This is a genomic window from Streptomyces alboflavus (genome assembly GCF_000716675.1).
Taxonomy (GTDB): Bacteria; Actinomycetota; Actinomycetes; order Streptomycetales; family Streptomycetaceae; genus Streptomyces; species Streptomyces alboflavus.
In genome coordinates this window covers 220,463-244,396 of the sequence record NZ_JNXT01000038.1, presented here as the reverse complement: position 1 = coordinate 244,396, position 23,934 = coordinate 220,463, and the positions used below count along the sequence as shown (strand labels likewise).

19 protein-coding genes and 1 pseudogene are annotated in these 23,934 nt (G+C 70.1%); 12 read left to right on the top strand and 8 right to left on the bottom strand.

The features are described from left to right. Positions 1–11 precede the first annotated feature (11 nt). Both OO63_RS26365 and OO63_RS26360 read right to left on the bottom strand, forming a co-directional pair. A complete protein-coding gene (locus OO63_RS26365) occupies positions 12–335 on the bottom strand; it encodes a hypothetical protein (protein WP_030357081.1) in 324 nt (107 codons plus the stop codon). Between the two features lie 25 nt (positions 336–360). Then, a complete protein-coding gene (locus tag OO63_RS26360; RefSeq protein ID WP_031192579.1) occupies positions 361–786 on the bottom strand; it encodes a nuclear transport factor 2 family protein in 426 nt (141 codons plus the stop codon). A 248-nt stretch (positions 787–1,034) separates the two neighbouring features. Here OO63_RS26360 and OO63_RS26355 point away from each other — a divergent pair, with 248 nt between their 5' ends. Then, positions 1,035–1,601: a hypothetical protein gene (locus OO63_RS26355; protein WP_030357083.1), complete on the top strand. Its 567-nt coding sequence runs from the start codon at positions 1,035–1,037 to the stop codon at positions 1,599–1,601. A gap of 420 nt (positions 1,602–2,021) precedes the next feature. On the opposite strand, the gene OO63_RS26350 is transcribed toward OO63_RS26355, so the two are convergent. Continuing rightward, positions 2,022–3,257, bottom strand: a complete 1,236-nt coding sequence (locus tag OO63_RS26350; protein WP_051811210.1) for an IS701 family transposase — start codon at positions 3,255–3,257, stop codon at positions 2,022–2,024. Between the two features lie 1,372 nt (positions 3,258–4,629). On the opposite strand from OO63_RS26350, the gene OO63_RS26345 reads away from it, so the two are divergent. Beyond that, positions 4,630–5,334, top strand: coding sequence for an LmbU family transcriptional regulator (locus tag OO63_RS26345; protein ID WP_030357085.1), 705 nt, complete (start codon positions 4,630–4,632; stop codon positions 5,332–5,334). A gap of 298 nt (positions 5,335–5,632) precedes the next feature. Here OO63_RS26345 and OO63_RS26340 read toward each other — a convergent pair whose 3' ends face one another. After that, on the bottom strand, positions 5,633–6,277 hold the full coding sequence (locus OO63_RS26340; RefSeq protein ID WP_030357086.1) for an FMN-binding negative transcriptional regulator: 645 nt from the start codon (positions 6,275–6,277) through the stop codon (positions 5,633–5,635). 393 nt (positions 6,278–6,670) lie between these two features. Between OO63_RS26340 and OO63_RS26335 the strand changes: the two genes are divergently transcribed. Further along, positions 6,671–7,981: a lysine N(6)-hydroxylase/L-ornithine N(5)-oxygenase family protein gene (locus OO63_RS26335; RefSeq protein WP_030357087.1), complete on the top strand. Its 1,311-nt coding sequence runs from the start codon at positions 6,671–6,673 to the stop codon at positions 7,979–7,981. A 171-nt stretch (positions 7,982–8,152) separates the two neighbouring features. On the opposite strand, the gene OO63_RS26330 is transcribed toward OO63_RS26335, so the two are convergent. Next, a complete protein-coding gene (locus OO63_RS26330; protein WP_030357088.1) occupies positions 8,153–8,377 on the bottom strand; it encodes an MbtH family protein in 225 nt (74 codons plus the stop codon). 618 nt (positions 8,378–8,995) lie between these two features. On the opposite strand from OO63_RS26330, the gene argJ reads away from it, so the two are divergent. From argJ to OO63_RS26305, 5 genes are all read left to right on the top strand, one after another. Next, positions 8,996–10,150, top strand: a complete 1,155-nt coding sequence (gene argJ, locus OO63_RS26325) for a bifunctional glutamate N-acetyltransferase/amino-acid acetyltransferase ArgJ (RefSeq protein WP_030357089.1) — start codon at positions 8,996–8,998, stop codon at positions 10,148–10,150. Further along, on the top strand, positions 10,147–11,058 hold the full coding sequence (gene argB / locus OO63_RS26320; protein WP_030357090.1) for an acetylglutamate kinase: 912 nt from the start codon (positions 10,147–10,149) through the stop codon (positions 11,056–11,058). The genes argJ and argB overlap by 4 nt, the downstream gene beginning before the upstream one ends. A 93-nt stretch (positions 11,059–11,151) precedes the next feature. After that, complete coding sequence (locus OO63_RS26315; RefSeq protein ID WP_030357091.1) at positions 11,152–12,360, top strand: acetylornithine transaminase; 1,209 nt, start codon at positions 11,152–11,154, stop codon at positions 12,358–12,360. A 221-nt stretch (positions 12,361–12,581) separates the two neighbouring features. Continuing rightward, entirely contained in the window at positions 12,582–12,953 is a 372-nt protein-coding gene (locus OO63_RS43860) for a hypothetical protein (RefSeq protein WP_030357092.1), read from the top strand. A gap of 189 nt (positions 12,954–13,142) precedes the next feature. Continuing rightward, positions 13,143–14,414 (top strand): cytochrome P450, encoded by a 1,272-nt coding sequence (locus OO63_RS26305; RefSeq protein ID WP_234311063.1) that lies wholly within the window; start codon positions 13,143–13,145, stop codon positions 14,412–14,414. Between the two features lie 513 nt (positions 14,415–14,927). Here OO63_RS26305 and OO63_RS26300 read toward each other — a convergent pair. Further along, positions 14,928–15,174 (bottom strand): annotated as a pseudogene (locus tag OO63_RS26300) (hypothetical protein); the annotation flags it as partial. A 721-nt stretch (positions 15,175–15,895) separates the two neighbouring features. On the opposite strand from OO63_RS26300, the gene OO63_RS26295 reads away from it, so the two are divergent. The 3 genes from OO63_RS26295 (at position 15,896) to OO63_RS26285 (ending at position 19,537) form a co-directional block, all read left to right on the top strand. After that, positions 15,896–18,151, top strand: a complete 2,256-nt coding sequence (locus OO63_RS26295; protein WP_051811209.1) for an MMPL family transporter — start codon at positions 15,896–15,898, stop codon at positions 18,149–18,151. Between the two features lie 260 nt (positions 18,152–18,411). Next, complete coding sequence (locus OO63_RS26290) at positions 18,412–18,627, top strand: hypothetical protein (RefSeq protein ID WP_030357096.1); 216 nt, start codon at positions 18,412–18,414, stop codon at positions 18,625–18,627. A gap of 61 nt (positions 18,628–18,688) precedes the next feature. Continuing rightward, positions 18,689–19,537, top strand: coding sequence for a DUF4097 family beta strand repeat-containing protein (locus OO63_RS26285; RefSeq protein ID WP_030357097.1), 849 nt, complete (start codon positions 18,689–18,691; stop codon positions 19,535–19,537). Positions 19,538–19,716: 179 nt separating this feature from the next. On the opposite strand, the gene OO63_RS26280 is transcribed toward OO63_RS26285, so the two are convergent. Continuing rightward, positions 19,717–21,258, bottom strand: a complete 1,542-nt coding sequence (locus OO63_RS26280; protein ID WP_030357098.1) for an amidohydrolase family protein — start codon at positions 21,256–21,258, stop codon at positions 19,717–19,719. 299 nt (positions 21,259–21,557) lie between these two features. On the opposite strand from OO63_RS26280, the gene OO63_RS26275 reads away from it, so the two are divergent. Then, positions 21,558–22,568, top strand: coding sequence for a Ppx/GppA family phosphatase (locus tag OO63_RS26275; RefSeq protein ID WP_030357099.1), 1,011 nt, complete (start codon positions 21,558–21,560; stop codon positions 22,566–22,568). 63 nt (positions 22,569–22,631) lie between these two features. Here OO63_RS26275 and OO63_RS26270 read toward each other — a convergent pair whose 3' ends face one another. Beyond that, the gene (locus tag OO63_RS26270; RefSeq protein WP_030357100.1) at positions 22,632–23,885 is read right to left on the bottom strand and encodes an aromatic ring-hydroxylating oxygenase subunit alpha; all 1,254 of its coding nucleotides are present in this window, start codon (positions 23,883–23,885) and stop codon (positions 22,632–22,634) included. Positions 23,886–23,934 lie beyond the last annotated feature (49 nt).

Here is a 23,934-nt window from a genome sequence, read left to right as displayed (position 1 = left end):
GGACCCGACGCTCAGGCGGGTCCGGCGACGAACCGCCGGATGACGCCCTCGGACACCGAGAACTCCCACGCGGTGTCGATGTCGCCCCAGATGTCGTTGTGGAAGCGGGCCGTGACCGACAGACCGTCGGGCGACTCCCGCACCACCTCCATCCGGGCGTGGGACGAGAACAGCTCACGTTCCACCCACGCGTCGAGGTCGCGTTCGGTTCCCACGTCGATCACGGTGGCGTCCGTCGCGAGCACGGTCCACAGCGCCGCGGGGTCCTGGGCGTTGACCGCGTCCACGAAGGCGCTCACCACCGGATGGGACGGCATGCGGTCACGGGGGGTCATCTGGCGTGCCTCTCTCGCGGGTCGGTCAGGCGCCGGTCGCGGCGCGGTGCAGTGCGTAGGTGTCCTCGAACAGGTGGTAGCGCGTGACCTGGCCGCCGACCACCGTGAGATGGGCGGCGAAGGGCGTGGTCAGCGGGGCGCCGGTGGCCTTGACGGTGTCGCGCAGGTGGCCGAGGATCACGCCCTGCTCGCCGTCGACGACGATGTGCGTGACGGTGAACTCCTCGGGCTGCAGATAGGCGTGCAGGGTGGTGAAGAACTCCTGGACCCCCGCGCGCCCGGTCCGGTTCCCCGACCACGGGACCTCCGGCGAACCCGGCGCGACCCACTCCGCCGACTCGGAGAACAGCCGCACCGCGCCGTCCAGGTCCCGCTCCGCGAGCCGGGCCAGATAGGCGTCGATCACTTCCCTGGTCGCCCGGTCGGATCCCGCGGGGGACTGCGTGGACATCTCACCAACTCCTCGTCGCGCTCCGGCTCTTGGGCGTGGAGGTCCAGTGTGGTGCGCCTGGGGCGGCGAGCGTAAGTCACACGCCTCATTCCCGCCACGGGTTGGCGCTCCGGCACGGTCGGCCGGGGGCGGCGCGGTCTGACCGGAAACCGCCTCCTGGGCCCGGCGACGACACGCGGTGCCAAGAGTCGCGATAGTGATGCCTCGAAAGCTTGCGCATGGCGCCATAGTGGTGCGACGATGGCGCCGTGGAACTTACGCGGTACGTCAACAACCTGCGCCAGGAGCTGTCGGCCGCAGTGGAGGCGGGCGACGAGGAGACGCGAGAACTCGCCGAACGTCTCGTCGCGCCGCTGGCTTCCGCTGTCCGTCTGACGCTTCTTGACGCGCTGTCGGCCGCCGCGGACGAGATCACCCGCGACCTGGCCCCCGGTTCGGTCGAGATACGTCTGCGGGGTCTCGACCCGACGTTCGTCGTGACGGCGCCCCCGCCGGACCAGCCGTTCGAGGACGAGGTCGACCACGACTTCGACCACCCGCACAGCAGGGTGGCGCCATCACTGGTGTCACTGGCGCCAGTGACGATGAACGGGGAGGAAGGTGCGACCTCCCGCATCAACTTCCGACCGCCCGAGCACCTCAAGACCCGGATCGAGGAGGCCGCGGGACGCGAGCGGCTGTCGGTCAACGCATGGCTGGTTCGAGCGGTATCGGCGATGCTGGAGTTCGATGAGCAGCGCGGCCGCCGCGCGGAGCGGCGCGTGCCGCGCGGTGCACAGGGAAGCTCCCAGCGCTACACGGGCTGGGTGAACTAGCCCGCGGGCCGGGTGAACCGGCCGCATCGCGGCCACAGGCTTCGGGCCGGCGTGCTGCCGCATGTCGGTACCGATCCCGCGGCCCTGGAGACCGACCTCCCCCGGCGGTCTCCAGGGCCGCACCCTTACGGCACGCACGCCGGGCCTCGGGTGCGCGAGGCGCGTCGACCCGGTGCGCCGGATGGACGCCCTTTCCCGTGTCGCGCCGCAATTCCGGGCGTGCCGCGTCCCGTGGAATGCGCGATGTCCGGGATGACTCGTAGTCAATTGCGCCAATTCGCTCATGGGGTCGGGGAATCGGGTTCGCCGTAGTCGCCATGTAGCGGTCACGCGACGGTCAGGTGGTAATCACACGGCAGTCATGCGGCCGCCGGGAATATGCCGGACGAATCCTGAATACAGGTCAATCCGGTGCGGTCGTCAGACCAAGTGCAGTCGTTGCCGATGGTTTCGGGGGAGTGGCGCGGGACAGCAAGGCATATGCCGCGGAACCGGTCGGTGCGTGAGTCGCTGATAGGTGTACGCGGCGGAAACGAGCGTCATGTGGTGATACCAGCCAGGAAAGGAACGGCCCTCGAAGTCGAGGAGTCCGAAGTGGCGTTCCATGCCCGTGACCGCTGTGGTGCACCAGGTCCGATGGGTGGCGAGTGAGGCAACGTTGTCGAGGCGTTCATGTGTCAGGCTGGTCAGCCACATGGAGCCCGGACGACTTTCCGGTAGCACATCCGTGAATAGACGATAGGGATATTCAGGGGTCGCGCCCGGCCTGGCCCCGGGCAGGCGCACGAGCACCGACCGGACGCGGGTGTGCTGCCGGTGGCCGTCCGGCGCGGTGACGAGGACGGAGTCGGCGTTCCCCGAGGAGACATGGCTCCGCGCGCTCACCGGCTCCGGGGTGCCGGGTGTGCGGTCACCGACGGGCAGGACCTTCAGGTGCTGGGGCACGGCGACCACGAAGTCGCGCGCCCGCTGGCTGAGTCCGCGCAGGAAGAGCGCCGCGTCGGGGTCGTCGCTCATGTCGGCGACGACTGGCGCGGGCGTGGGCGCGGTGCGGGCCTCCAGGGTGTCGACCAGGTCCAGGGCCTGGGCCCACAGCGGGCGGTGACAGACGTCGTCGGGTATGCGTGCGCGTCGGCGCAGCTGGGCGTCCTCGGTCCAGGGCGCCGGAAGCAGCAGTCGCCAGTCGACCGGGACGTGCAGGGCGCCGATGCCCAGGAAGGCGCCGAGCCCCAGCTGGCAGTTGAGGGTGCGGCCGGAGTCCGGGTCGAAGTGGCGGTGCACGCCCACGGACCGGTCGCCGCGCTTGGGCAGGACCGCGCGGCCGATCGCCCAGGTGGAGACGCGGCCGTGACTCTCGGCCCAGCGGGTGAGTTCCTCCATGACCGGGTCCCAGTCCCAGGGGCTCAGGCTCACGAACTGGCGCAGGGACTGCACGGCGGTGGGGGACCCGGAGACGGCTTCGGCGAGGCGGCGCACGGACTTCTTCCCGGGAGTGATGAGAAGACCCGCCACATAGGCACCCGCCCATCTGCGCTGATCGGCACGGCGCAGATGCTGGAAGACCTGGTCGGTGAAGTCGCCGAAAGGAGACGCCAAGTGGGTTTCGGGCGCCTCGCCGCCCGGAGCCGACGTTGGCAATGCGCAGGGCACAAGCATGCTGCGATCCCTCCCGGACGTCCCTGAGCGGCAGCTGCGGAGCGTCGAGTCTAGGATCCGAGAGCGCGTCGCACCATCTTGCTGCGGGTGTGACTGATGTGGCAACCACGGCAGCAAATCGGGTTCGCGCACCACATCAGCGAGGGCGCAAGCAGTGGAATCCACCTCTCCGTTTCGGGTTCCAGTTCGGCACCAACTGCTGGGCCGCTTCTGCGGAGGGGATCTGGAATTCCAACTTCCGGGCATTCGTGTCCTGGAGTACACCATTCCGAGGGGTGTTCCGCCGTGGCCCCCAGAGCGCCCCCGGGGGGTGCCCGTCGGGCCCGGCTCTCTCCTCCGCTCGCACCGCGACTCTCCGCGCGCACCTCCATGCTCGTCCCGGTGGGTCTGACTCCGCATAGCCGCAGACCGACGTGCCGGGCGAGGCGCTCTTCGGCCACATCCGCGGGAGCGTGGCCGATACTTGTGTGAAGAGTCTGTATGGAAAATGCTAGAGTGTGCTAGCAGCCCTGGGATTCCCCTAATAGGCGCCAATGGTGACGGACCATCACCGTTTGCCCCGAATCCGGCTCGCCAACTCAGCGAAGGCCCCCGTCTTCTGTATGTCCCCCTTCTCGTCTGCAACCGTTTCACTCCGCGTTGCAGTTGGCTCGATTCATGCTGTCCATGGCGGAAGTTGATCGGTAAAGCCCCCGCTGTCCGAGTCCTGAGGGAGATGCACCACGCCAGGACAGGCATAAGGGAGGTGCACCACGCCAGGACAGGCATAGCGGCGCTGGGCTATCTTGTTCGAACTTCGAAAAGTCGCGACGAGCGACTGCCTCTTCCTTGAATCTCCAACAGGTGTCGGGTTCTACTCGGGTAGGCCTTTGGAAGAGACCGCTGCGAAACCGGGTCATCGGTACCGATGGAGGACACGTCGGCCGTCCCGAGGACGCGGAGGTCGTGGTCGAGGCGAACGGGGCGAGTAGTTGAACGGGGCGAGTAGTTGATGTACGAATCCACACACATGCCGACTGAATGCCTTCTGCGCAGTCCTCAAGGATGCGCCGAACGGCCGGACCTGCCTGTGCTCAGTGCCGGCGGCCCCCTCGAGCGGTGAGGGCGGCCCGTCGGCGTACACGCACGTGCCGCGCCGACGGATCCAGCGATGAGTTGACGGAACTCTGACGACCCGATTCGGCGAGCGGCTTGGGGAGAGCCCTCATCCGGCCGATCGGCTGTGATTGATTGGCCAGCCTGTGCCTCGCGATGCGCGAAGGCTTCCGACCCGGTTCCGGGTCAGGACACGGCTGCCATACCCGCACGGCATTTCCAGTTCGAACGCGGACCGTTGTGTCCGCGTTCGTTCGATGTTCTTTCACATGGAGGCATGATGACGAACCAGGTCAGCGACCTCGAGGACTCGAAGGTTGTGCTCTTCCGCCGAAACGCGAGCGCGGTGCCGCGGCAGCGAAGAACAGCAGTGGACGAGCGTCGTGGCCAGGTGCTGACGACGAAGGTGGGCCTGCAGATGCCGGCCGGTCTCACCTTCGAGGACTGGGAGCGGGCAGGCCGCCAGCTCTCCGGAATCGTCAACTCTTCTTCCTGGTGGCTCGGGGACTGGCTCGTATACGGCAAGGACCACTACACCGACCGCTACCAGCGCGGCATTCGCGCCGCCGGGCTCCAGTACCAGACCCTGCGCAACTACGCATGGGTGTCACGGCGCTTCGACTTCAGCCGACGGCGCGCGGCGCTCAGCTTTCAGCACCACGCGGAGCTGGCTTCGCTGCCGATCGACGAGCAGGAGCTGTGGCTCGACCGGGCCGAGCAGATGCAGTGGACGACCAAGCAACTGCGCAGCGCCATCCGCGTCGCCCGTGAGGACGAGGCGCGCGACGGTACCCAGACGCCCGAGACGATGCGGAGGCTCGCCGTTCCCGGCAGCAGGCTCCAGTGGTGGCACAAGGCCGCGGAGCAGTCCGGCATCGACTTCGAGCAGTGGGTGCTCGCGACGCTGGACAACGCGGCCGAGCGCGCACTCGTCGAGGACGAGGCGGCACAGCAGCGGGAGCAGGCCGGAATCAGCGCCTGAGGCACCGGGCGCCCGTGCCTGACATGGTGAACCACCGCCGAGATCAGGGCAGTTGACCTCGACGGGACACATATACGACACAGGGCCCGCACTCCTGAGAGGGAGTGCGGGCCCTGCGTGTCGGGACGTGTCGGTGCGGATGAGCCGAGCCGCTGCCGCGGACGGAACGGCCGGCCCCGAAGTCCCGTGAGCGAGAAGGGTGCGTGGGGCCCGTCGAACGGTCCGTGGCAGCGGAACGGCCGTGCGGAGATCCTTGGCCGGTGGAGCGGCCGCGGCGGGCTGCCGGAGCGCGGAAGGGCTACGGCAGCTTGCTCATGAGCTTGGCCGTCGCCTGGTGGCGGGTGCACTCGCGGCCGCCGAAGGAGTCCCGCACGCGGTCCTGGACCTCGTCCGGCTGCTCCTGGCTGAGCTTGAACATGCCCTCGGCGCCCGTGACCTTGATGCGGAACGCGCCGACGGCGGGCACGATCTTACGGAAGTAGTCGAGCGATTCCGACATGTCCCAGCCGTCGCCGAAGGCGCCCTCGTAGGTGCGCACGGTGGACTTCACCACCTCCAGGGTGTTCTCGATGCCCTCGATCTTCTCGACGACACCGTGGACATGCACCGAGGTGAAGTTCCACGTCGGCGCGGCCGGCGTCACCTGATAGACCGTCGGTGACACATAGCCGTGCGGTCCCGTGAACGTCAGGAGATTCACGCTGCCCGACTCGAGCGCCTTCCAGTGCGGGTTCGCCCGGTTCATATGTCCGAGCAGTCGGCCGCCCGAGAGGTCGTCCGACCATTCGCCGGTCCACTCCGGATCCTGAATCACCGGAAGATGCGTGGCGAACGGTCCCGCTTCGGGACTGCCGTTGCTCACGAAGAGCGCCAGCGGATTGCCGCGGATCAGATCCAGCATCCACGAACTGTCCGGCTGGCGGTACTGACTGGGAACGAACATCCGGAGTTCACCCTTTCGCTAGTCTCACTCACGGTGCGGTGTCAAGTCGCCGACGCTACCAGCGTTTTGAGAGGCGCTACCAAAATTGCGGACGAGCCGACTTGGCTGTCCTGTCGGCAGGACAACGTTGCCCGGCAGACGGTGCGGCCGGGGCCTCTTGAAAGGTCAGTCCGGCACCTCTAAGTTGGCGTGGCGGTGTTCTCCAGCGCAATACTCAATGCGTGTCTCCCGGACCACCGGTCGAGATGTTCGAGACCATCAGCCGCACGTCAGACGAGAGTTGGCAGCATTTCCGACCGCAGCCTTTCCGACCAAGGTCTTCTCGGATAACCGCAATGCCGTCGTCACAGCTGCGGAAGTCCCTGTCGAAGCTACATCAGCGGGAGAATATCTATGGGTACGCGTGAAAACGAGATATATGACATCGTTGGGATCGGGTTCGGCCCGTCCAACCTGTCCCTCGCCATCGCCCTGGAGGAACACGAGTCAAATTCCTCGGAGCAGCCGATCACAGCTGCGTTCTTCGAGCGGCAGGCCGCTTTCGGGTGGCACCGCAACATGCTGCTCCCGCAGGCGACGATGCAGATTTCGTTCCTGAAGGACCTCGCGACCTTCCGCAATCCGCTGTCGCGCTACAGCTTCGTGTCCTACCTGCACGACTCGAACCGCCTGGTCCAGTTCGTGAACAACCAGGACTTCTTCCCGACCCGTCAGGAGTTCCACCAGTACCTGGAGTGGGCGGAGGCGGGCTTCCGCGACCGCGTCTCGTACAACTCCGAGGTCACCGAGGTCCGTCTGGCGGCGGAGTCCGCCGCGGACGAGCAGATCCTCGAGGTCGTCGTCCGTGACACCGTCGCCGGCACCACGCGCGTGGTGAAGGCCCGCAACATCACCGTCTCCACCGGCCTGGTGCCGCGCATGCCCGACGGCATGGAGCGCGACGAGCGGGTGTGGCACAGCTCGGAGTTCCTGGCGAAGTACGGACAGATGAAGCCCGAGGAGCTGAAGAGCGTCGCGGTCGTCGGCGCCGGCCAGAGCGCCGCCGAGATCACCAAGTACCTGCACGACATGCTCCCGCAGGCGCAGGTCTCGGCGATCCTGCCCAGCTACGGCTACTCCGTCGCGGACGACACGCCTTTCGCCAACCAGGTCTTCGACCCGACCGCCGTGGACCACTACTACTTCGGCACCGAGAAGACGCGGGACGCGTTCTGGCGGTACCACAAGAACACCAACTACTCCGTCGTCGACGACGACGTGATCCGCGAGCTGTTCCGCCGCTCTTACGAGGAGGAGGTCGCGGGCGCGCAGCGGCTGCGCTTCCTGAACCTCACCCGGGTCAAGGAAGTGAAGCGCTCCGGCAATGACACCCGGGTCGTCCTGCACTCGCTCCTGGACGGCGAGACCGAGCAGGAGATGGACGTCGACGCGCTCGTCTTCGCGACCGGCTACGCCACGATGGACGCCACCTCCCTGCTCGGCGACCTCGACGGCTTCTGCCTGCGCGACGAGGAGGGGCGCCACCGGGTGGAGCGCGACTACCGCGTCGTCACCACCGGCGACCTGTCCTGTGGCATCTACCTCCAGGGCGGCACCGAGCACACGCACGGTCTGACGTCGTCCCTGCTGTCGAACATCGCCGTACGCAGCGGTGAGATCGCCGACTCGATCGTCGAGCGACGCGGTGTCGGCGAGAAGGTCTGAGCCACCCCTGTTCCGGACGGCCCGTCGGCCCCCACCGGCGGGCCGTTCGCGTGCGCGCGCCCGACGGGGCCCGTGCGCGCGTGAAGGGCGGGCCCCGGTGCTTCCCAGCACCGGGGCCCGCCCTTGCACGGCTTCTCGGCGTCGCTCAGGAGCGCGCCCGCCGCAGGGGCCTTATGCGGCCTGGTCGGCGGCCATCGCGTCACGCAGGCTCTTGGGCCGCAGGTCGGTCCAGTTCTGCTCCACATAGTCCAGGCACTCCTGGCGGCCGGCCTCGCCGAAGACCACCCGCCAGCCGGCGGGGACCTCGGTGAACGACGGCCACAGGGAGTGCTGCTCTTCGTCGTTCACCAAGACGTAGAACTGGCCATCCGCGTCGTCGAACGGGTTGCTGCTCATGTCCACTCCATTTCAAGCCGTACACGATGCTTCCAGGCGGAAGCCGTTCGTTTCAGGTGCCGACGGACAAAGTCCACCAGCCTCGTCATTGTCGCCGCGGGCAGGCCCAGCGTCCAGACCCGGCTGCTCGCCGACGAATTGTCGGTATGGATCGGGGGGTACTGCGGCGGTCCCGGGAAGTATTCATGCGGCCGGACCAGAGTTCCGTGACAAATGCCGAGCCTTCCACAGGCCGGGCACGACCGTGAAGTGCGCTCCCGTACCTACTCTGTTGGTTATCCGGCGGTCCGAACGGGACATACCTATGGTTCCCGGCACGGTCGGTGCCGGTGACCCGCTGTCCCGTGGACAGGACAGCCCGGTGCTGAAAGCCTGATCTGCCTGTAGTTTGTTGCGGACTGTCGGGCGGCCGTGCCCGGCAGTTGCGGCGACACATCGCTGAACTGCTGGATCAGCGATGTGGGGCGTTCAATGGAAAAGGGCGCCAGGGGAGTTGTGGATTCACGGCACCCAGTCGCCAGAAGCGAGGAACGGGGCGGCGCGAATCATGTCATTGTCGGTGGTCCCCCTCGGCCTTCCCGGGAAACTGGGAACTTCCACTATAGGAGTAATTGCGCCATGAGCGTCACGGCAGCACAAGGCTTTCTGGCCGCAGGCGTCGCGGCCGGAATAAAGAGCAGTGGTAATCCGGATGTGGCCCTGGTCGTGAACAACGGCCCGCGTCGTTCGGCGGCGGGTGTCTTCACCTCGAATCGGGTGAAGGCCGCCCCCGTGGTGTGGAGTGAGCAGGTCCTGAGGCTGGGCGCGGTGAGCGCCGTCATCCTCAACTCCGGCGGCGCCAACGCCTGCACGGGCCCGGCGGGCTTCCAGGACACCCGGGCGACCGCCGAGAAGGTCGCGGCGAGCCTGGAGGGGCACCGCGCGGGCGAGGTCGCGGTGGCCTCCACCGGCCTCATCGGCGTCCGCCTCCCGATGGGCAAGCTCCTGCCGGGTGTGGAGAGCGCGGTCGCCGCACTCTCGGCGGACGGCGGCGAGGAGGCCGCTGTCGCCATCAAGACGACGGACAGCGTGCACAAGACCGCCGTCGTCGAGGGCTCGGGCTGGACGGTCGGCGGCATGGCCAAGGGCGCGGGCATGCTCGCCCCCGGCCTCGCCACGATGCTCGTCGTCCTCACCACCGACGCCGACCTCGAGAGCGATGTCCTGGACAAGGCGCTGCGCGCGGCGACCCGCTTGACCTTCGACCGCGTCGACTCCGACGGCTGCATGTCCACCAACGACACCGTCCTCCTGCTGGCCTCCGGCGCCGCCGGAGTGACTCCGGAGTACGCGGAGTTCGCCGAGGCCGTCCGGCAGGTCTGTGACGACCTGGCCCGTCAGCTCATCGGCGACGCCGAGGGCGCGTCGAAAGACATCCGCATCGACGTCGTGAACGCGGCCACCGAGGACGACGCCGTGGAGGCCGGGCGTTCCATCGCCCGCAACAACCTCCTCAAGTGCGCCATCCACGGCGAGGACCCCAACTGGGGCCGGGTGCTCTCCGCGATCGGCACCACGTCCGCGACCTTCGAGCCGGACCGCCTGAACGTCGCCATCAACGGTGTCTGGGTCTGCAAGGACGGCTCGATCGGCGCCGACCGCACGGCGGTCGACATGTCCGGCCGCGAGGTCGTCATCACCGCGGACCTGGCGGCGGGCGCCCAGTCCGCCACGCTGTGGGCCAACGACCTCACCGCCGAGTACGTCCACGAGAACAGCGCGTACTCGTCATGAGGATCAGCACGCAGGAGCACCCCGCACTGGTCAAGGCGCAGTCCGTGATGGACGCGCTGCCGTGGCTCAACCGCCACCAGGGCAAGATCTGCGTCATCAAGTTCGGTGGCAACGCCATGATCGACGACGAGTTGAAGGCGGCCTTCGCCCACGACGTCGTCTTCCTGCGGCACGCCGGGCTCAAGCCGGTCGTCGTCCACGGCGGCGGCCCGCAGATCAGCGCCGCCCTGAAACTCCACGACATCGACAGCGAGTTCAAGGCCGGCCTCAGGGTCACCTCGCCCGAGGCCATGAACGTGGTCCGGATGGTGCTCGCAGGCCACGTCCAGCGCGAGCTCGTCGGCCTCATCAACCAGCACGGCCCGCTCGCCGTCGGCCTCACCGGCGAGGACGCGGACACCATCACCGCGATCAAGCACTGGCCCGAGAACGAGGGCGGCGAGAAGGTCGACATCGGCCGCGTCGGCGAGATCGCCGGGGTGGACCCCGGTGCCGTCGAGGCGCTCCTCGCGGACGGCCGCATCCCGGTCATCTCGCCGGTGGCCCGCAGCGTCGACGACGACTACGTCTACAACGTGAACGCCGACACCGCGGCCGCGGCGATCGCCGCCTCCCTCGACGCCCACACGCTGGTCTTCCTCACCGACGTCGAGGGCCTGTACGCGGACTGGCCGCACAGCGAGGACGTCATCAGCAGGCTCAGCGCCAGCGAACTGGAGAAGATCCTCCCTGAGCTGGCCGACGGCATGGTCCCCAAGATGGCAGGCTGCCTGCACGCGGTCCGCAACGGCGTGGGCAGCGCGCGCGTGATCGACGGGCGGGTCCAGCACTCGGTGCTGCTCGAGATGTTCACGCGCGAGGAGATCGGCACGCTGGTCATGCCGGACATCGAAGAGGGTCTGCGATGAGCGGGGCCGTCGAGGAGAGGGCGCGATGAGCGTGCCCGGCACGGAGGGGATGGGATGAACGAGCCAACGAGGGACACCGGCGACACCGGCGTCATGGGCGATGCCGTGGGGGAGCGCGGCAACAGCAAGCTCACCGAGCGCTGGCAGGCGTCGCTGATGGACAACTACGGCACGCCGAGGGTGCCGTTGGTGCGCGGCGAGGGCGCCGCGTTCTGGGACGCCGACGGAAGGAAGTACCTCGACTTCCTCGGCGGCATCGCCGTCAACTCCCTCGGTACCGCGCACCCCGCCGTCGTCCGTGCCGTCAGCGAGCAGGTCGGCAGGCTCGGCCATGTCTCGAACCTGTTCATCGCCGAGCCGCCGGTGCGCCTCGCCGAGCGTCTGCTCCGGCTGACCGGCCGCTCCGGCCGGGTCTTCTTCTCCAATTCCGGCGCGGAGGCGAACGAGGCGGCCTTCAAGATCGGCCGCCTGACAGGACGCCGCCGCATGGTCGCCACCGAGGGCGGCTTCCACGGCCGCACCATGGGCTCCCTCGCCCTCACCGGCCAGCCCCCGAAGCGCGCCGCGTTCGAGCCGCTGCCCGGTGATGTGACGCATGTGCCGTTCGGTGACGCGGACGCGCTGCGCGCGGCCGTCGACGAGGACACCGCGCTCGTCGTCATCGAGCCGATCCAGGGCGAGAACGGCGTGGTCGTACCGCCGCCCGGCTATCTGGCCGCGGCCCGCGAGATCACCCGGGCCACCGGGGCGCTGCTCGTCCTCGACGAGGTGCAGACCGGCATCGGTCGCACCGGCCACTGGTTCGAGCACCAGGCGCACGGCGTCGAGCCGGACGTCCTCACCCTCGCCAAGGGCCTCGGCGGCGGCATGCCCATCGGCGCGACGCTCGCGTTCGGCCCGGCCGCCGAGCTGATGGTGCCCGGCGCACACGGCACCACCTTCGGCGGCAACCCCGTCTCCTGCGCCGCCGCGCTCGCGGTGCTCGACACCATCCACGGCGACGGGCTCCTGGACCACGTCAAGCGGCAGGGCGAGACGCTGCGGCGAGGCATCGAGGCGCTCGGGCACCCGCTGGTGGACCGGGTCCGCGGCGCCGGTCTGCTGCTCGGCGTCGTCCTCACCGAGCCGTGCGCCGCGCGTGTGCAGCAGGCCGCCCAGGACGCGGGACTCCTGGTGAACGCCGCCCTGCCGGACACCATCCGGCTCGCCCCGCCGCTGATCATCGGCGAGGACGAGGTGACGACGTTCCTGCGCGTGCTGCCCGACGTCCTGGACCGGGTGCGGCGCGCGGGCGAGGTCTGACACCACCTCCCCGGCGCCGACCGAGCAGGCCGTCCACCCACCGGTGGGCGGCCTTCTGGCCTTTGCGTGCCACGGCGCTGGCGACGTCCCTGCCGACGTCCCTGTCGAAGTCGGTCGGAGCCCTCTCGATATCTTCTGGTGCCGCCGCGTCGCCATGCTGCGCCACTCGTGTGCCACACCGGCTTGCAATGGCGCCATTGACGTGATGCCATAGTGGCGTCATGGATCTCCTGCCCTACGTCGACCACCTCCGCCGGGAGCTGTCCGTCGCAGCCGACGCGGACGGCGATGAGGCGTGGGCAAGGGCCGAGCGTCCCACCGCGCAGCTCGAACCGGCGACCCGGCTCACACTCCTGCGGGTGGTCGAGGTCGGCCCGAGCGACGTACTGAGCCGGACCGACCTGGGCGCCGCCGAACCGACCCGCGTCGCGTACGGCCAGGACAGGCTGCTCATCCGGGCCCCGCGCCGGCGCGGCCTCTTCGGCCCCGGCGCCTTCGTCGACGTGACGGTCGAACCGTCCGAACTGCCGGAAGGGAACGCCGAGATACACGCCGTCACCAGCGGCGGCGGCATCGTCATACGCCACGGCTGATCACGGCGCCTGACGGCAGCACGAGGGCGCGGTGGCCGACACCGTGCCCCCGCCGTGTTTCCTGACCCCTCGCCGCCGGCCCTCGGCAGAGCCGCGGCGTCGACGCATCATCTTCCCCCTCCCACCCCGACCGCGTGGTCCCCGTCCAGCGGAGCGTGCCCCCGCACGCCCTGAACAAGGTGAAATATCGTGACTTACCAGTCTCTGCGCCCCATGCCGCTCACCCTCCTCGCCGACCAATGGGGCGCGCCCCCGGCCCACTTCTGGCTCCGCGGCACCCGCCCGGAGCAGCCCGTGGCCCTCGACGAGCGGACCGGGATCTGGAACGTGTACGGCTACCCGGAGATCGTCGAGGTCTTCTCCGACCCCGTCACCTACTCGTCCGACACCTTCCGCCAACTGGCCCCCGACGTCCCGGACTACGACAAGAGCGGCCTGCTCACCCAGATGGACCCGCCCGTTCACCGAAAGCTTCGGCAACTGGTCAGCCGAGCCTTCACGCCGAGGCTGGTCGCGGGCCTCGCACCCCGGATCGGCGCCCTGACCCATGAGCTGCTCGACCGGGCCGACGACCGGGGCGCGCTGGAACTCGTCGACGACCTCGCCCATCCGCTGCCGGTGATCGTCATCGCCGAACTCCTGGGCGTCCCTGCCTCCGACCGCCCGCTGTTCCGGCAGTGGAGCGAGGAGAGCTTCCCGCGCGAGCAAAGGCCGACGACGGCCGATGCGGCGGGAGAGGGTGGGGGTGGCGGGGGAGTCTTCGGAGCGGACGAGGTCGCGGCCGCCCTCGATCTCGGGCGCCGCATGAACGAGTACTTCGCGGAGCACGCCGACGACCGCAGGCGCCACCCGCGGGAGGACCTGCTCACGCTGCTCGTCCAGGCCGAGGTCGACGGCGAGCGGCTGTCGTCGGTGGCGGTCGGCAACCTCGCCCAACTGCTGCTCATCGCCGGACACGTCACCACGACCATGCTGCTCGGCAACACGGTGCTCTGCCTGGACGCCCATCCGGAGTACAGGGAGGCGCTGCGGCGGGACCCGACGGGGCTGCCCGCCGTGATCGAGGAGTCGCTCCGCCTGCTCACACCCTTCCAGCTCTTCTACCGGGCCACGACGCGGGATTCCGAACTGGGCGGGCAGCGGGTGCCCGCCGGGCAGGCGCTCGCCCTGTGGGTCGGCGCGGCCAACCGCGACGAGCGTGTCTTCTTCGGCCCGGACGACTTCCGTCCCGGGCGCGACCCCAACCCCCACCTCGCCTTCGGCCGGGGCATCCACTTCTGTCTCGGGGCGCCGCTCGCACGGCTCGAAGGGCGGATCGCGCTCGGCATCCTCCTGGAGCGCTACCCGGACCTGCGGACCGACCCGGACAACCCGCCCGTGCTGATGGCGGACCCGGAGCTGACGGGCGCGCGGAAGCTGCCGCTGCTCACCGCGGGACGGCCGGGACGAACGACGGTGTGACGTCGACAGGGTCCTGATCCGGGTACGGGCGCGGGCCGTGCGACCGCCGCGGTCGCGCGGCCGGGGCTCAGCCCGCGTCGCCGCGGCGGGACTTGCGGGGCGACGACTTGCGGCGGGTGAGTTCGTCGTTCGACACGACGAACTCGATGCCCGTCGAGGGCAGCCCGATCCCCGCTGGGTGCACGCCCATGAGGGAGTGGGCGACATCGTCGAGGCCGGCGCTGTGCACAGTGAGCCGCGTGGCCTCGATCGCCGCGTCGTCGAGGGCGTCCAGGACGGCACGGAGCGCGGGCACGGAGCCGTCGCTCGGCAGGTGCAGGGCGAGCGACTCAGGGTCGGGGGTGGCGCGTTCGAAGAGGGCGACGGCTGATTCCAGGCCGCTCACGCTGGCGAATTGCAGGCGGATGAAAGTGCCGGGCAGGCCGGTGTCGACGAGGGGGCGCACCGGCGCCACGGACGCCGGTGTGTGCCCCGGTGCGCCCCGGTGCTGCTCCCGCTCCGCGTGGGCCCTGCCGGGTGCCGGCGTCACCACGAACTCGGGTTCGAGGCCGCGTAGTTGCACGGACACCGAGCAGCCGGGTGCGAGGTCGCGGGTGACCTCTCCCATGGCGGCGGACAGGGCGTTGAGCAGGGTGAGCCGGGCCGCTGTCTCCAGCGGTGCGGTGAGTCGTTGGGCGAGGGCTCGGGCTTCGTCTCCGCCCGCGTCAGCGGCGACTGCGAGCTCGTGCCGGAACTCGTCGACGTATGGCGTGAGGTCCATGACGCCATAGTGGCACATGAATAGCGCCATCGAAGCGCCACTTTGTTCTGCCGTCGCCGTCTGGCCGAATCTCTTCTCCCTGAGGCCTGCGTGTTCCTGGTTGCGGGGGCGTTGGTGCGGGCGAACTCCCGCCTCAGGGGGCTTTCGCTATCGCGAAGGGAGCGGTTCCTCTGAAGTCAAGGCCCTCTGCGGGTACTGGCTGGATTTCGCTTCGGGATCGGCGACTGCAACCTGTCCGCACCTGAATGTGGCGATGGTGCGGATGGATGGGGGCGGCCTGGTGAAGTGCTGCTTCCGGACGTCTGGGGCGAGATGTCCAGGGCGTCACCCCGTGACTCCGACGGGATCGAACGTGCGCTCGAAAGGCTTGCCCACCTGCTGTCGATTGCCTGTTGGGGGCGGTGTCGATGGGGGTGGTGGCGCGCTGGTGCCGAAAATGTGCCATGGTGGCTTGCCATGGCGCCATCATGGTGCCATCGTAGCGCTATGGATGCCACGCGCTACGTCGACGTGTTCCGGCTCGTGTTCGGGGCCCTCTCGACCCTCGCAAGCACGGCCCAAGCCCGGTCCCACGGGCCGACTTAGCCGTGCCGTCCATCCGTATGCCGCATGCCGCCGCCGCTGCTTGCCCGTCGAGTCCCGCGGCGACGCGCATCGAGACCGCCAGCGCGGCTCGCGCACTGTCCCCTGTTCCTGACTACCCGACAGGAGTCCCTTCCCCGTGGCTACCGTCCTGTACAAACTGGGCCGCTTCGCCTTCCGGCGACGCGGTTTGATGGCACTGCTCTGGGTGCTGATCTTCGGCGGGGTGGGCTACGCTGCCTCGTCCGCGCCGACGCCCCCCGTCGACACGTTCTCGATGCCGGGCACCGAGTCGCAGAAGGCCTACGACCTCCTCGAGGACAAGTTCCCCGACGCGAGCGCCGACGGCGCCACGGCCCGTGTGGTCCTCAGGGTCCCCGGCGGCGGTGACATCACCGCCGCGGGCCCGAAGGCCAAGGTCGGCGAGGTCGTCGCCGAGCTGCGCAAGGCGCCCCAGGTGGCGACCGTCGGCGACCCGTACGCGGGCAACGCCGCCGTCAGCAAGGACAAGTCCACCGTCTATGTGTCGGCCACCTACAAGGTCGTCCAGACCAAGGTGAACGACAAGGCGCACGACGCCCTGGACGAGGTGCTGGAGAACGCCCGCAAGAGCGGACTCAAGGCCGAGGCAGGCGGTGACGCCGTCAAGGTCGAGCAGTCCATGGGCGGTTCCTCCGAGGCCATCGGTATCGCCGTCTCCGCGGTCGTCCTGGTCCTGACCTTCGGCTCGATGATGGCCGCCGGCATGTCGCTGCTCACCGCGCTCGTCGGCGTCGGCGTCGGCATCGCCGGCATCACCGCGCTCGGCTCCACCGTCGGCCTGTCGTCCACGACCACGACCCTTGCCATGATGATCGGCCTCGCGGTCGGCATCGACTACGCCCTGTTCATCGTCTCCCGCTACCGCTCGGAGATCGCCGAGGGCCGAGAACGCCAGGACGCGGCCGGGCGGGCCGTGGGCACCGCGGGCACCGCCGTCGTCTTCGCCGGACTCACCGTCATCATCGCCCTGGTGGGCCTCGCCGTCGTCAACATCCCGATGCTCACGAAGATGGGCATGGCCGCGGCGGGCACCGTCGCGATCGCCGTCTTCATCGCCGTGACGCTCGTCCCCGCGCTCCTCGGCTTCGCGCCCGTCAAGGTGCTCGCCCGCAAGGACCGCGCGCTGTACAAGGGCAAGCCGCTGTCGGAGAAGAAGCAGCGCAAGGCCGAGGAGCGGGCCCGCAAGCAGCAGCAGCCGAACCTCGGTGCCCGCTGGGCGCGCTTCATCCTGCGCAACCCGGTCGCCGTCCTGCTGCTCGCCGTCGTGGGCCTCGGCGCGGTGGCCGTCCCCGCCGCCAGCATGAAGCTCGGTCTGCCCAGCGAGGGCACCATGGCGCCGGACACCACCCAGCGCAAGGCGTACGACATGATGTCGGACTCCTTCGGCAAGGGCTTCAACGGGCCGCTGATGGTGACCATCGAGGCCGAGAACGTCAAGGCCGAGGCCGAGAGCGTCCGCAAGCGCATGGAGAAGGAGCCCGGCGTCGAGTCGGTCGGGCCCGTCTCACCCAACAAGGCCAACGACACCGCCATCGTGAACGTCGTGCCCAAGACGGGCCCGGCCGAGGACGAGACCAAGGACCTGGTCAAATCCCTGCGAGGGGTGGCAAAGGACATCGAGGCCGACAAGGGCCCGGAGATCCTGCTCACCGGCCAGACGGCCATGTTCATCGACTTCTCCAAGACCCTCGACGACGCGCTTCTGCCCTACCTGGGCACGGTCGTCGGCTTGGCCTTCCTTCTGCTGATGCTGGTCTTCCGCTCGATCCTGGTGCCGCTGAAGGCGGCGCTCGGCTTCCTGCTCTCGGTGTCCGCCGCGCTCGGCGCGGTGGTGGCGGTCTTCCAGTGGGGCTGGCTCGCGGACGTCTTCGGCGTCGACCAGCCGAGCCCGATCATGAGCACGATGCCGGTCTTCATGATCGGTGTGGTCTTCGGCCTCGCGATGGACTACGAGGTGTTCCTGGTGACGCGGATGCGCGAGGCGTACGTCCACGGCGTCGAGCCGCGCGAGTCGGTCGTCACCGGCTTCCGGTACGGCGGGCGGGTGGTCACCGCGGCCGCGATCATCATGATCAGCGTCTTCTCCGGCTTCATCATGGAGGAGAACGACCTGGTCAAGATGATCGGTTTCGGTCTCGCCGTCGCCATCCTCTTCGACGCCTTCGTCGTCCGCATGACCATCGTGCCCGCTCTGTTCGCCCTGCTCGGCAAGTCCGCGTGGTGGCTGCCGAAGTGGCTCGACTGGCTGCTCCCGAACATGGACGTCGAGGGCGAGAAGCTCTCCCGGCGCCTCGCCGCCCAGCAGGAGGTGCCGCCGCGACAGCGCCAGCCCGAGCCGCAGTACCGCGGCTGAGGCACGCCTCTCCCGGGCAGCGGACCGACGTGCGCTGCCCGAGAGGGCGTTGGAAGCGGGTCGTACCGGCTCAACCGGCCGGTGCGGCCCGCTTCGTGGTGTGCGGGCGGGGGCGGGGAATTCCTGTCGTCGGCAAGCCCGGGTCCCGCGTCGGCCCGCAGAGCACGAATGCCCGGGTGCCGCGTCCGGATCGCATCGAGAAAAAGTGTGTGGTGCCACTATGGCTCGCCATGGCGCCATGGATGTGCCATGATGGCGGCATGGACCTGATGCCGTACGTGGCCAATCTCCGGCACGAACTCGCGGTCGCCACCGAAGCGGGTGACGAGGGCGCCCGTGCGTTCGCCGAGCGCCTGGCCGCGACGCCGGTGGCCGCGGTCCGGCTGAACGCGCTGTCCGACGCCACGCGGGATCTCCCGCGGATCGGTGGCGCTCCCATGGACCCCACGGATCGCTCCCGGCCTGCCGCCGCCTGACGCCCGAACCAGCCGTCCCGTCAGTGGGGACGCCCAACAGAGTCACGAGGATGGAACTGCCTTGCCTACTTTCGACACCCCTGAGCCCATCACTGCCACGCTCCAGGTCGAGCTGGGCGTCGCCCACATCACCGCCGGCGAGCGCGCCATCACCTCCGTCGAGGTGCATCCCCGCACCGAGGGAGACGAAGCCGACCTGCAGGCCGCACGGGACACCAAGGTGACCTTCAGCCGCGGCCGCCTGACGATCCGTACGCCCAAGGCCGCCGCCCGGCGTGGCGACTCCGGATCCGTCGCCATCGAGATCCGGCTGCCGAACGGCTCCCGCGTCAACGGAACCGCGGCCACCGGCGACTTCACCGGCGACGGCAGTTTCGGCGAGTGCGCGCTGACCACCCTGGACGGCGACATCCGCCTGGACCGCACCGGACCGGCGCGGCTGCGCACGGAGCGCGGCGATGTCACCGCCAAGCGCATCGACGGCATGGCCGAGATCGTCACCGGCTCCGGCCAGGTGCGCGTCGCCGAGATCGACGGCGCCGCCGAGATCAAGAACGCCAACGGCAACACCTGGATCGACCAGGTCACCGGTGCCCTGCACCTGAAGGTGGCCAACGGCAACATCTTCGTCGGCCAGGCGCACGCGGACGTCGCGTCCAAGTCCGCCAACGGCGACACCCGCATCGAGCAGGTCGCCCGCGGCCGCGTCGACCTCCAGACCCAGACGGGCGACCTGGAGGTCGGCATCAACGTGGGCACCGCCGCCTTGCTGGACGTCAACTCCCAGGCCGGCACCGTCCACAACTCACTCGGTGCCTCCGACGGCCCCGACAAGGGGGCGCAGACCGTGCGGGTGCGCGCCCGCACCGGCGCCGGCGACATCGTGATCCGCCGCGCGCAGCCCGCGTGACCGCGGCGCGGCGGACTGCCTCCGACACAGCCGAACACCGACGGAACTGAGAAGGGGCACGACCTTCCCGCTGCTCGGTCCCGACGGCGTGGAGGACCACCACCGTGCGGATCCTCGTCCACGCTGATCAGCGTGGACGAGGATCCGCACGGCCGCCCGAGCCTTCCCGGGCCGGACGCTCAGCGCCGCACCGGCCGCCCCGGCAGCGCCCCCGCCACCACCTCCCCGTCCGCCACCACCGGCGTCCCCCCGACCAGCACATGGGCGAACCCCACCGACGGCAGCGTGCTGTCGGCATACGTGGCCCGGTCGCCCACCGCCGCGAGGTCGAAGGCGACGAGGTCGGCGTCGCAGCCGACCTGGACGCGCCCCTTGTGGCGCAGCGCGGGCACCCCGGACTCCAGGACGCTCGCGGGCAGCAGCGTGGCGCGGCCGACGGCGTCGAGGAGGCCGAGGGCGCCGAGTTCACGGACGTAGCGGCGCAGCATCCTGGCGAACGTGCCCGCGGTGCGCGGGTGGGTGACCGCGGCGCCCGGCGGCAGCGGCCACGCCAGCGGGTCGGGCGCCGGTCCGGTCCAGGCCAGCGGCATCGCGTCGGAGCCGACGACCGTCGCGGGGTGCAGCAGGGCCCGGTCGATGAACGCCCGGTCGTGCGCGTCGGCCTCGTCGAGGAAGTGTAGGAGGGCGAGGGCGCCCGGGTCGGCGGCGCGCAGCTCGCGCAGCCGGTCGGTGTCGCGGATCCGCTCGCCCGTCGCCGCGAGGACCACGTCCGTGACGTCGAGCCCGGCCGCGGGCAGCAGCTCCGGCGCGAGGAACGCGGCGCCGACGGCGGTCATGCCCGCGCCGTACGGATAGGCCTCCGTGGAGACCCGGCCGCCCTCGGCCCGGGTCCGGTCCATCAGGGCGAGGACCCGGTCCGTGTGCCGCCGCGACGTCGACGTCACATGGCAGTAGTGGGCGTGCACCCCGGTCTCGCCCGCCGCCCGCGCGATCTCCTCGGCGCCGTCGACCGGAACGTCCGCGACGTGCTCGACGAGGCTCCGGGCGTGCGTGAAGGTCGGCAGGCCTGCGAGCGCGGCGACGCGGGCAACGGCCAGGTACTCCTCGGGCCGGATCCGGGGCGCGTAGCCGACGATCAGGCCGATGCCGAGGGCGCCGTCGGCGAGATCGCGGCGCAACAGCTCGATCAGCGCGTCCTCCTGGAGCCGGGTCGCCTCGCGCTGCCAGGCGGAGTCACCGAGGTGGTCCAGGGCGGCCGCGGCACCGCCGCCGTGCGGGAGCGCGCCGACGGCGGCCATCCGGGCCTGGGCCCAGGAGGCGGAGAAGCCGTAGTTGAGCGGCCGGCCCTCGGCTGCGGCCTGCCGGTAGGCCTCCGCGACGGGGGAGAGGCCGAGTTCGAGCTCCAGGGCCGTCGTCACTCCGTCGAGGGCCTGCAGACGGTGCCCGGCCACGGTGTGCGAGTGGCTGTGCAGATCGATGAAGCCCGGGGCCACGACCAGGCCCGTCACGTCGAGCGTCCGGCGGGCGGCGAGGCGCCACGGCGGCTGTGGGGAGGCCTCGGGGGCGGGGGCGGCCGGGGCCGTCGGCTGGACCGCCGAGATCGTCCCGGCGGTCACGGCCACGTCGGCGACCGCGTCGAGCCCTGTCTCCGGATCGAGGACCCGGCCCCCGCGCAGGACCAGATCGTGGAGGTGTCCGGGCGGCGCGGCGGGAGAAGTCATGGGGCCACGCTAGGGGTTCGTCCGGCGGGGCGGTGCCGGTCGCGCGGGCACGGCTGCACGGACCGGCCGCGTTTCGAGCGGGGGATGCTTCATCCGAGGACATGACGACATCAGGATGTCCGGCGCCTCGCGGTCGACCGGGAAGCCGCCGAGGGATCATGAACCAGGGATCAGGGGGCGATAATGAGCTTTCCATGCGCGACGGTTGACGAAAAGATGGCGTACGGAAGAAGTGTGGGGAAACGGCAGGTGTCCGAAACGTGGCGCGTGTCAGGACGTGCCGGGGGTACTGAGGGCTCATGCGAGTGAGCGTGCTGGATGTGGGATCGCGCACGGTGCGCCTCGTGGTGGCCGATGCCGCGGGCGGGGCGCCGCTGCCCGTGCACACCGCGAAGTGGCGGCTGCGCCTCGGCGAACGGGTCGAGCCCGGCGGGCCGCTGGACGAGGACGCCGTGCGGCACCTCGTGCGCGCCGTCGACGAGGCCGCCGCGACGGCCGAACGGTGGGGAGCCGACGAGCCGTTGGCCTTCGCGACCGCGGTCGTGCGGGACGCGCCGAACCGCCTCGACGTGCTGCACGCCGTCCGCGCGAGCACCGGCGTCAAGCTGTGCACCCTGCCCGGTGAGCTGGAGGCGGAGCTGACGTTCCTCGGCGCGCGGCGGTGGGTGGGCTGGCAGGCCGGGCCGCTCGTCCTGTTCGACATCGGCGGCGGCTCGCTGGAGGTGGCGTTCGGGCGCGGGCGCCTTCCGGACTTCGTGGCGAGCCTGCCGCTCGGGGCGAACCGGCTGACGCACGAGTTCCTGCACGACGAGGACCCGCCGTCCCCGCAGGCGCTCAAGGCGCTGCGCCGCCGGGTGCGTCACCAGCTGCGGGACGTGGCCGCGCGGATCCGCTGGGAGGGGCCGCGCTCGGCCGTCGCCACCTCGCGGACGTTCCAGCAGCTGGCCCGGCTGACCGGTGAAGTCCCGGGCCGCCACGGCCTGTTCGTGCCCCGGCGCCTGGAGCGGTCCGCGCTGCGCCGGGCCAAGGACCGGCTCGCGCTGCTGCCCGCCGCCGAACGCGCCCGGCTGCCCGGGATCTCGGCGCCACGGGCGGCCCAGAGCCTGGCCGGGGCGGTCGTCGGGCACACGGCCATGAAGCTCATGGGCGTCAAGTCGGCGGACATCTGCCCGTGGGCGGTCCGCGAGGGCATCCTGCTGCGCCACATCGAGGAGGGTGCCCAGTGGTGGGCGGGCGTGACGAGGGACCTCACCGACGGCGAGGGCCGACGGCGGACGGGGCGGGTCTCGCTGCGGGTGGCCTCGTCCTGACCCGCGCCGCCGCCCGGCGTGCGGTGCACGCTCCGGCCGTCGGCGCCGGAACGCGCACCGGGGTCAGGTCGTGCTCCCGCTGAGGTTGCCCGCGCGGGCGCCCTTGCCGGACCGCTTGGCGCCGCCGCCGTTGCCGCTCGCGCCGCCGTTGCCCTTCCCGGGACCGTGCCCGTTCGTGCCGCCCGCCGCGGGCACCGCCGCCGGACCGTCGCCGCCCGCCACCGGCTCCGGCGCACGGTCCGCCTCCCGGACGCCTGCCTCCCGGGCCCCGGCCTCCCGCGCCTGCGCCTCCGCGCGCGCCTCCGCCTTCAACCGGTCCCGCATCTGCAGGTACTTGGCGTTCATCTCGTCGACGGCGATGAACTTGTTCACCCCGCGCTCGCTGACCTTCGGCTCCTGGCGCGCCATGATGTCGTTGTCCTGCTGGTCCTGGACGTACTGCTCCATCATCAGCGAGAGCCGGAGCACCAGCGGCCGCAGCGGCTTGACCGGCACCATCCACTTGAGCAGCGGGTATTCGTAGAGCCGCATGATCGCCTGGGTGTGGTGCTCGTCGATGGGCACGAGCCAGGTCGTGACCTCGAGGAGGCCCTGGCGCACATGCGTCATGCACGGGGCCTGGTAGATGAGGTTGAAGTGCCAGGTGTTGGAGGGGTTGCCCTCCTCGCACTGGTCGAAGCTGTTGCGGATGATCGTTCCTTCGACGTCCACACGATGGTTCACGATCTTGTTGGCGGCGATGTAGCGCTCACGGCCGTCCGTCCACAGCTTCTTCCAACTGCCGTACATGAAAGTGTAGTCGATGATGTTCGCCCAGTGGTCCCGGTGCACGAACGTCACGTGGTAGAACTCGAGCAGGCTCTCGATGTAGCGCGTGTAGTGGACCGGGCGGCTGAAGGTGATGGTCTCGTACGGCCGCGGGTGCTCGGCGAGTTCATGGGGCAGCTCGATCTCCGGTAGCTGTGTGCGCTTGTCGCCCCACCACAGCCACACCAGGTCGTACTTCTCCCGCACTTCGTAGGTGTCGACCCGCAACGACGCCGGGATGCGGCCCTCGGAGCCGAGCGCGGGCACCAGCCTGCACGCCCCGTCGGTGCCGAACCGGAAGCCGTGGTACGGGCAGGCGACCGAGTTGCCCACCAGGCGGCCCTCGGAGAGGTTCGCCCCCTTGTGGGGGCAGCGCGCCGACTGGCAGACGAGCTTGCCGCGAAGGTCGCGCCAGAGCACCAGCTCCTCGCCCATGCGGCGCACGCCGGTCGGCGCGTCACGTTTGATGTCTTCGGTCCGCAGAATCGGGTACCACTGATTCGGGATCATCTGGAACTTCCTGCCTTCCTCGGGAACGTCCTGCCTTCCTCGGGCGGTC

Coding starts and splice junctions, on each gene's coding strand:
- OO63_RS26365 (WP_030357081.1), bottom strand. CDS start 335: ATGACCCCCCGTGACCGCATGCCGTCCCATCCGGTGGTGAGCGCCTTC.
- OO63_RS26360 (WP_031192579.1), bottom strand. CDS start 786: ATGTCCACGCAGTCCCCCGCGGGATCCGACCGGGCGACCAGGGAAGTG.
- OO63_RS26350 (WP_051811210.1), bottom strand. CDS start 3,257: ATGCTTGTGCCCTGCGCATTGCCAACGTCGGCTCCGGGCGGCGAGGCG.
- OO63_RS26345 (WP_030357085.1), top strand. CDS start 4,630: ATGATGACGAACCAGGTCAGCGACCTCGAGGACTCGAAGGTTGTGCTC.
- OO63_RS26340 (WP_030357086.1), bottom strand. CDS start 6,277: ATGTTCGTTCCCAGTCAGTACCGCCAGCCGGACAGTTCGTGGATGCTG.
- OO63_RS26335 (WP_030357087.1), top strand. CDS start 6,671: ATGGGTACGCGTGAAAACGAGATATATGACATCGTTGGGATCGGGTTC.
- OO63_RS26330 (WP_030357088.1), bottom strand. CDS start 8,377: ATGAGCAGCAACCCGTTCGACGACGCGGATGGCCAGTTCTACGTCTTG.
- argJ (WP_030357089.1), top strand. CDS start 8,996: ATGAGCGTCACGGCAGCACAAGGCTTTCTGGCCGCAGGCGTCGCGGCC.
- argB (WP_030357090.1), top strand. CDS start 10,147: ATGAGGATCAGCACGCAGGAGCACCCCGCACTGGTCAAGGCGCAGTCC.
- OO63_RS26315 (WP_030357091.1), top strand. CDS start 11,152: ATGGGCGATGCCGTGGGGGAGCGCGGCAACAGCAAGCTCACCGAGCGC.
- OO63_RS43860 (WP_030357092.1), top strand. CDS start 12,582: ATGGATCTCCTGCCCTACGTCGACCACCTCCGCCGGGAGCTGTCCGTC.
- OO63_RS26290 (WP_030357096.1), top strand. CDS start 18,412: ATGGACCTGATGCCGTACGTGGCCAATCTCCGGCACGAACTCGCGGTC.
- OO63_RS26280 (WP_030357098.1), bottom strand. CDS start 21,258: ATGACTTCTCCCGCCGCGCCGCCCGGACACCTCCACGATCTGGTCCTG.
- OO63_RS26275 (WP_030357099.1), top strand. CDS start 21,558: ATGCGAGTGAGCGTGCTGGATGTGGGATCGCGCACGGTGCGCCTCGTG.
- OO63_RS26270 (WP_030357100.1), bottom strand. CDS start 23,885: ATGATCCCGAATCAGTGGTACCCGATTCTGCGGACCGAAGACATCAAA.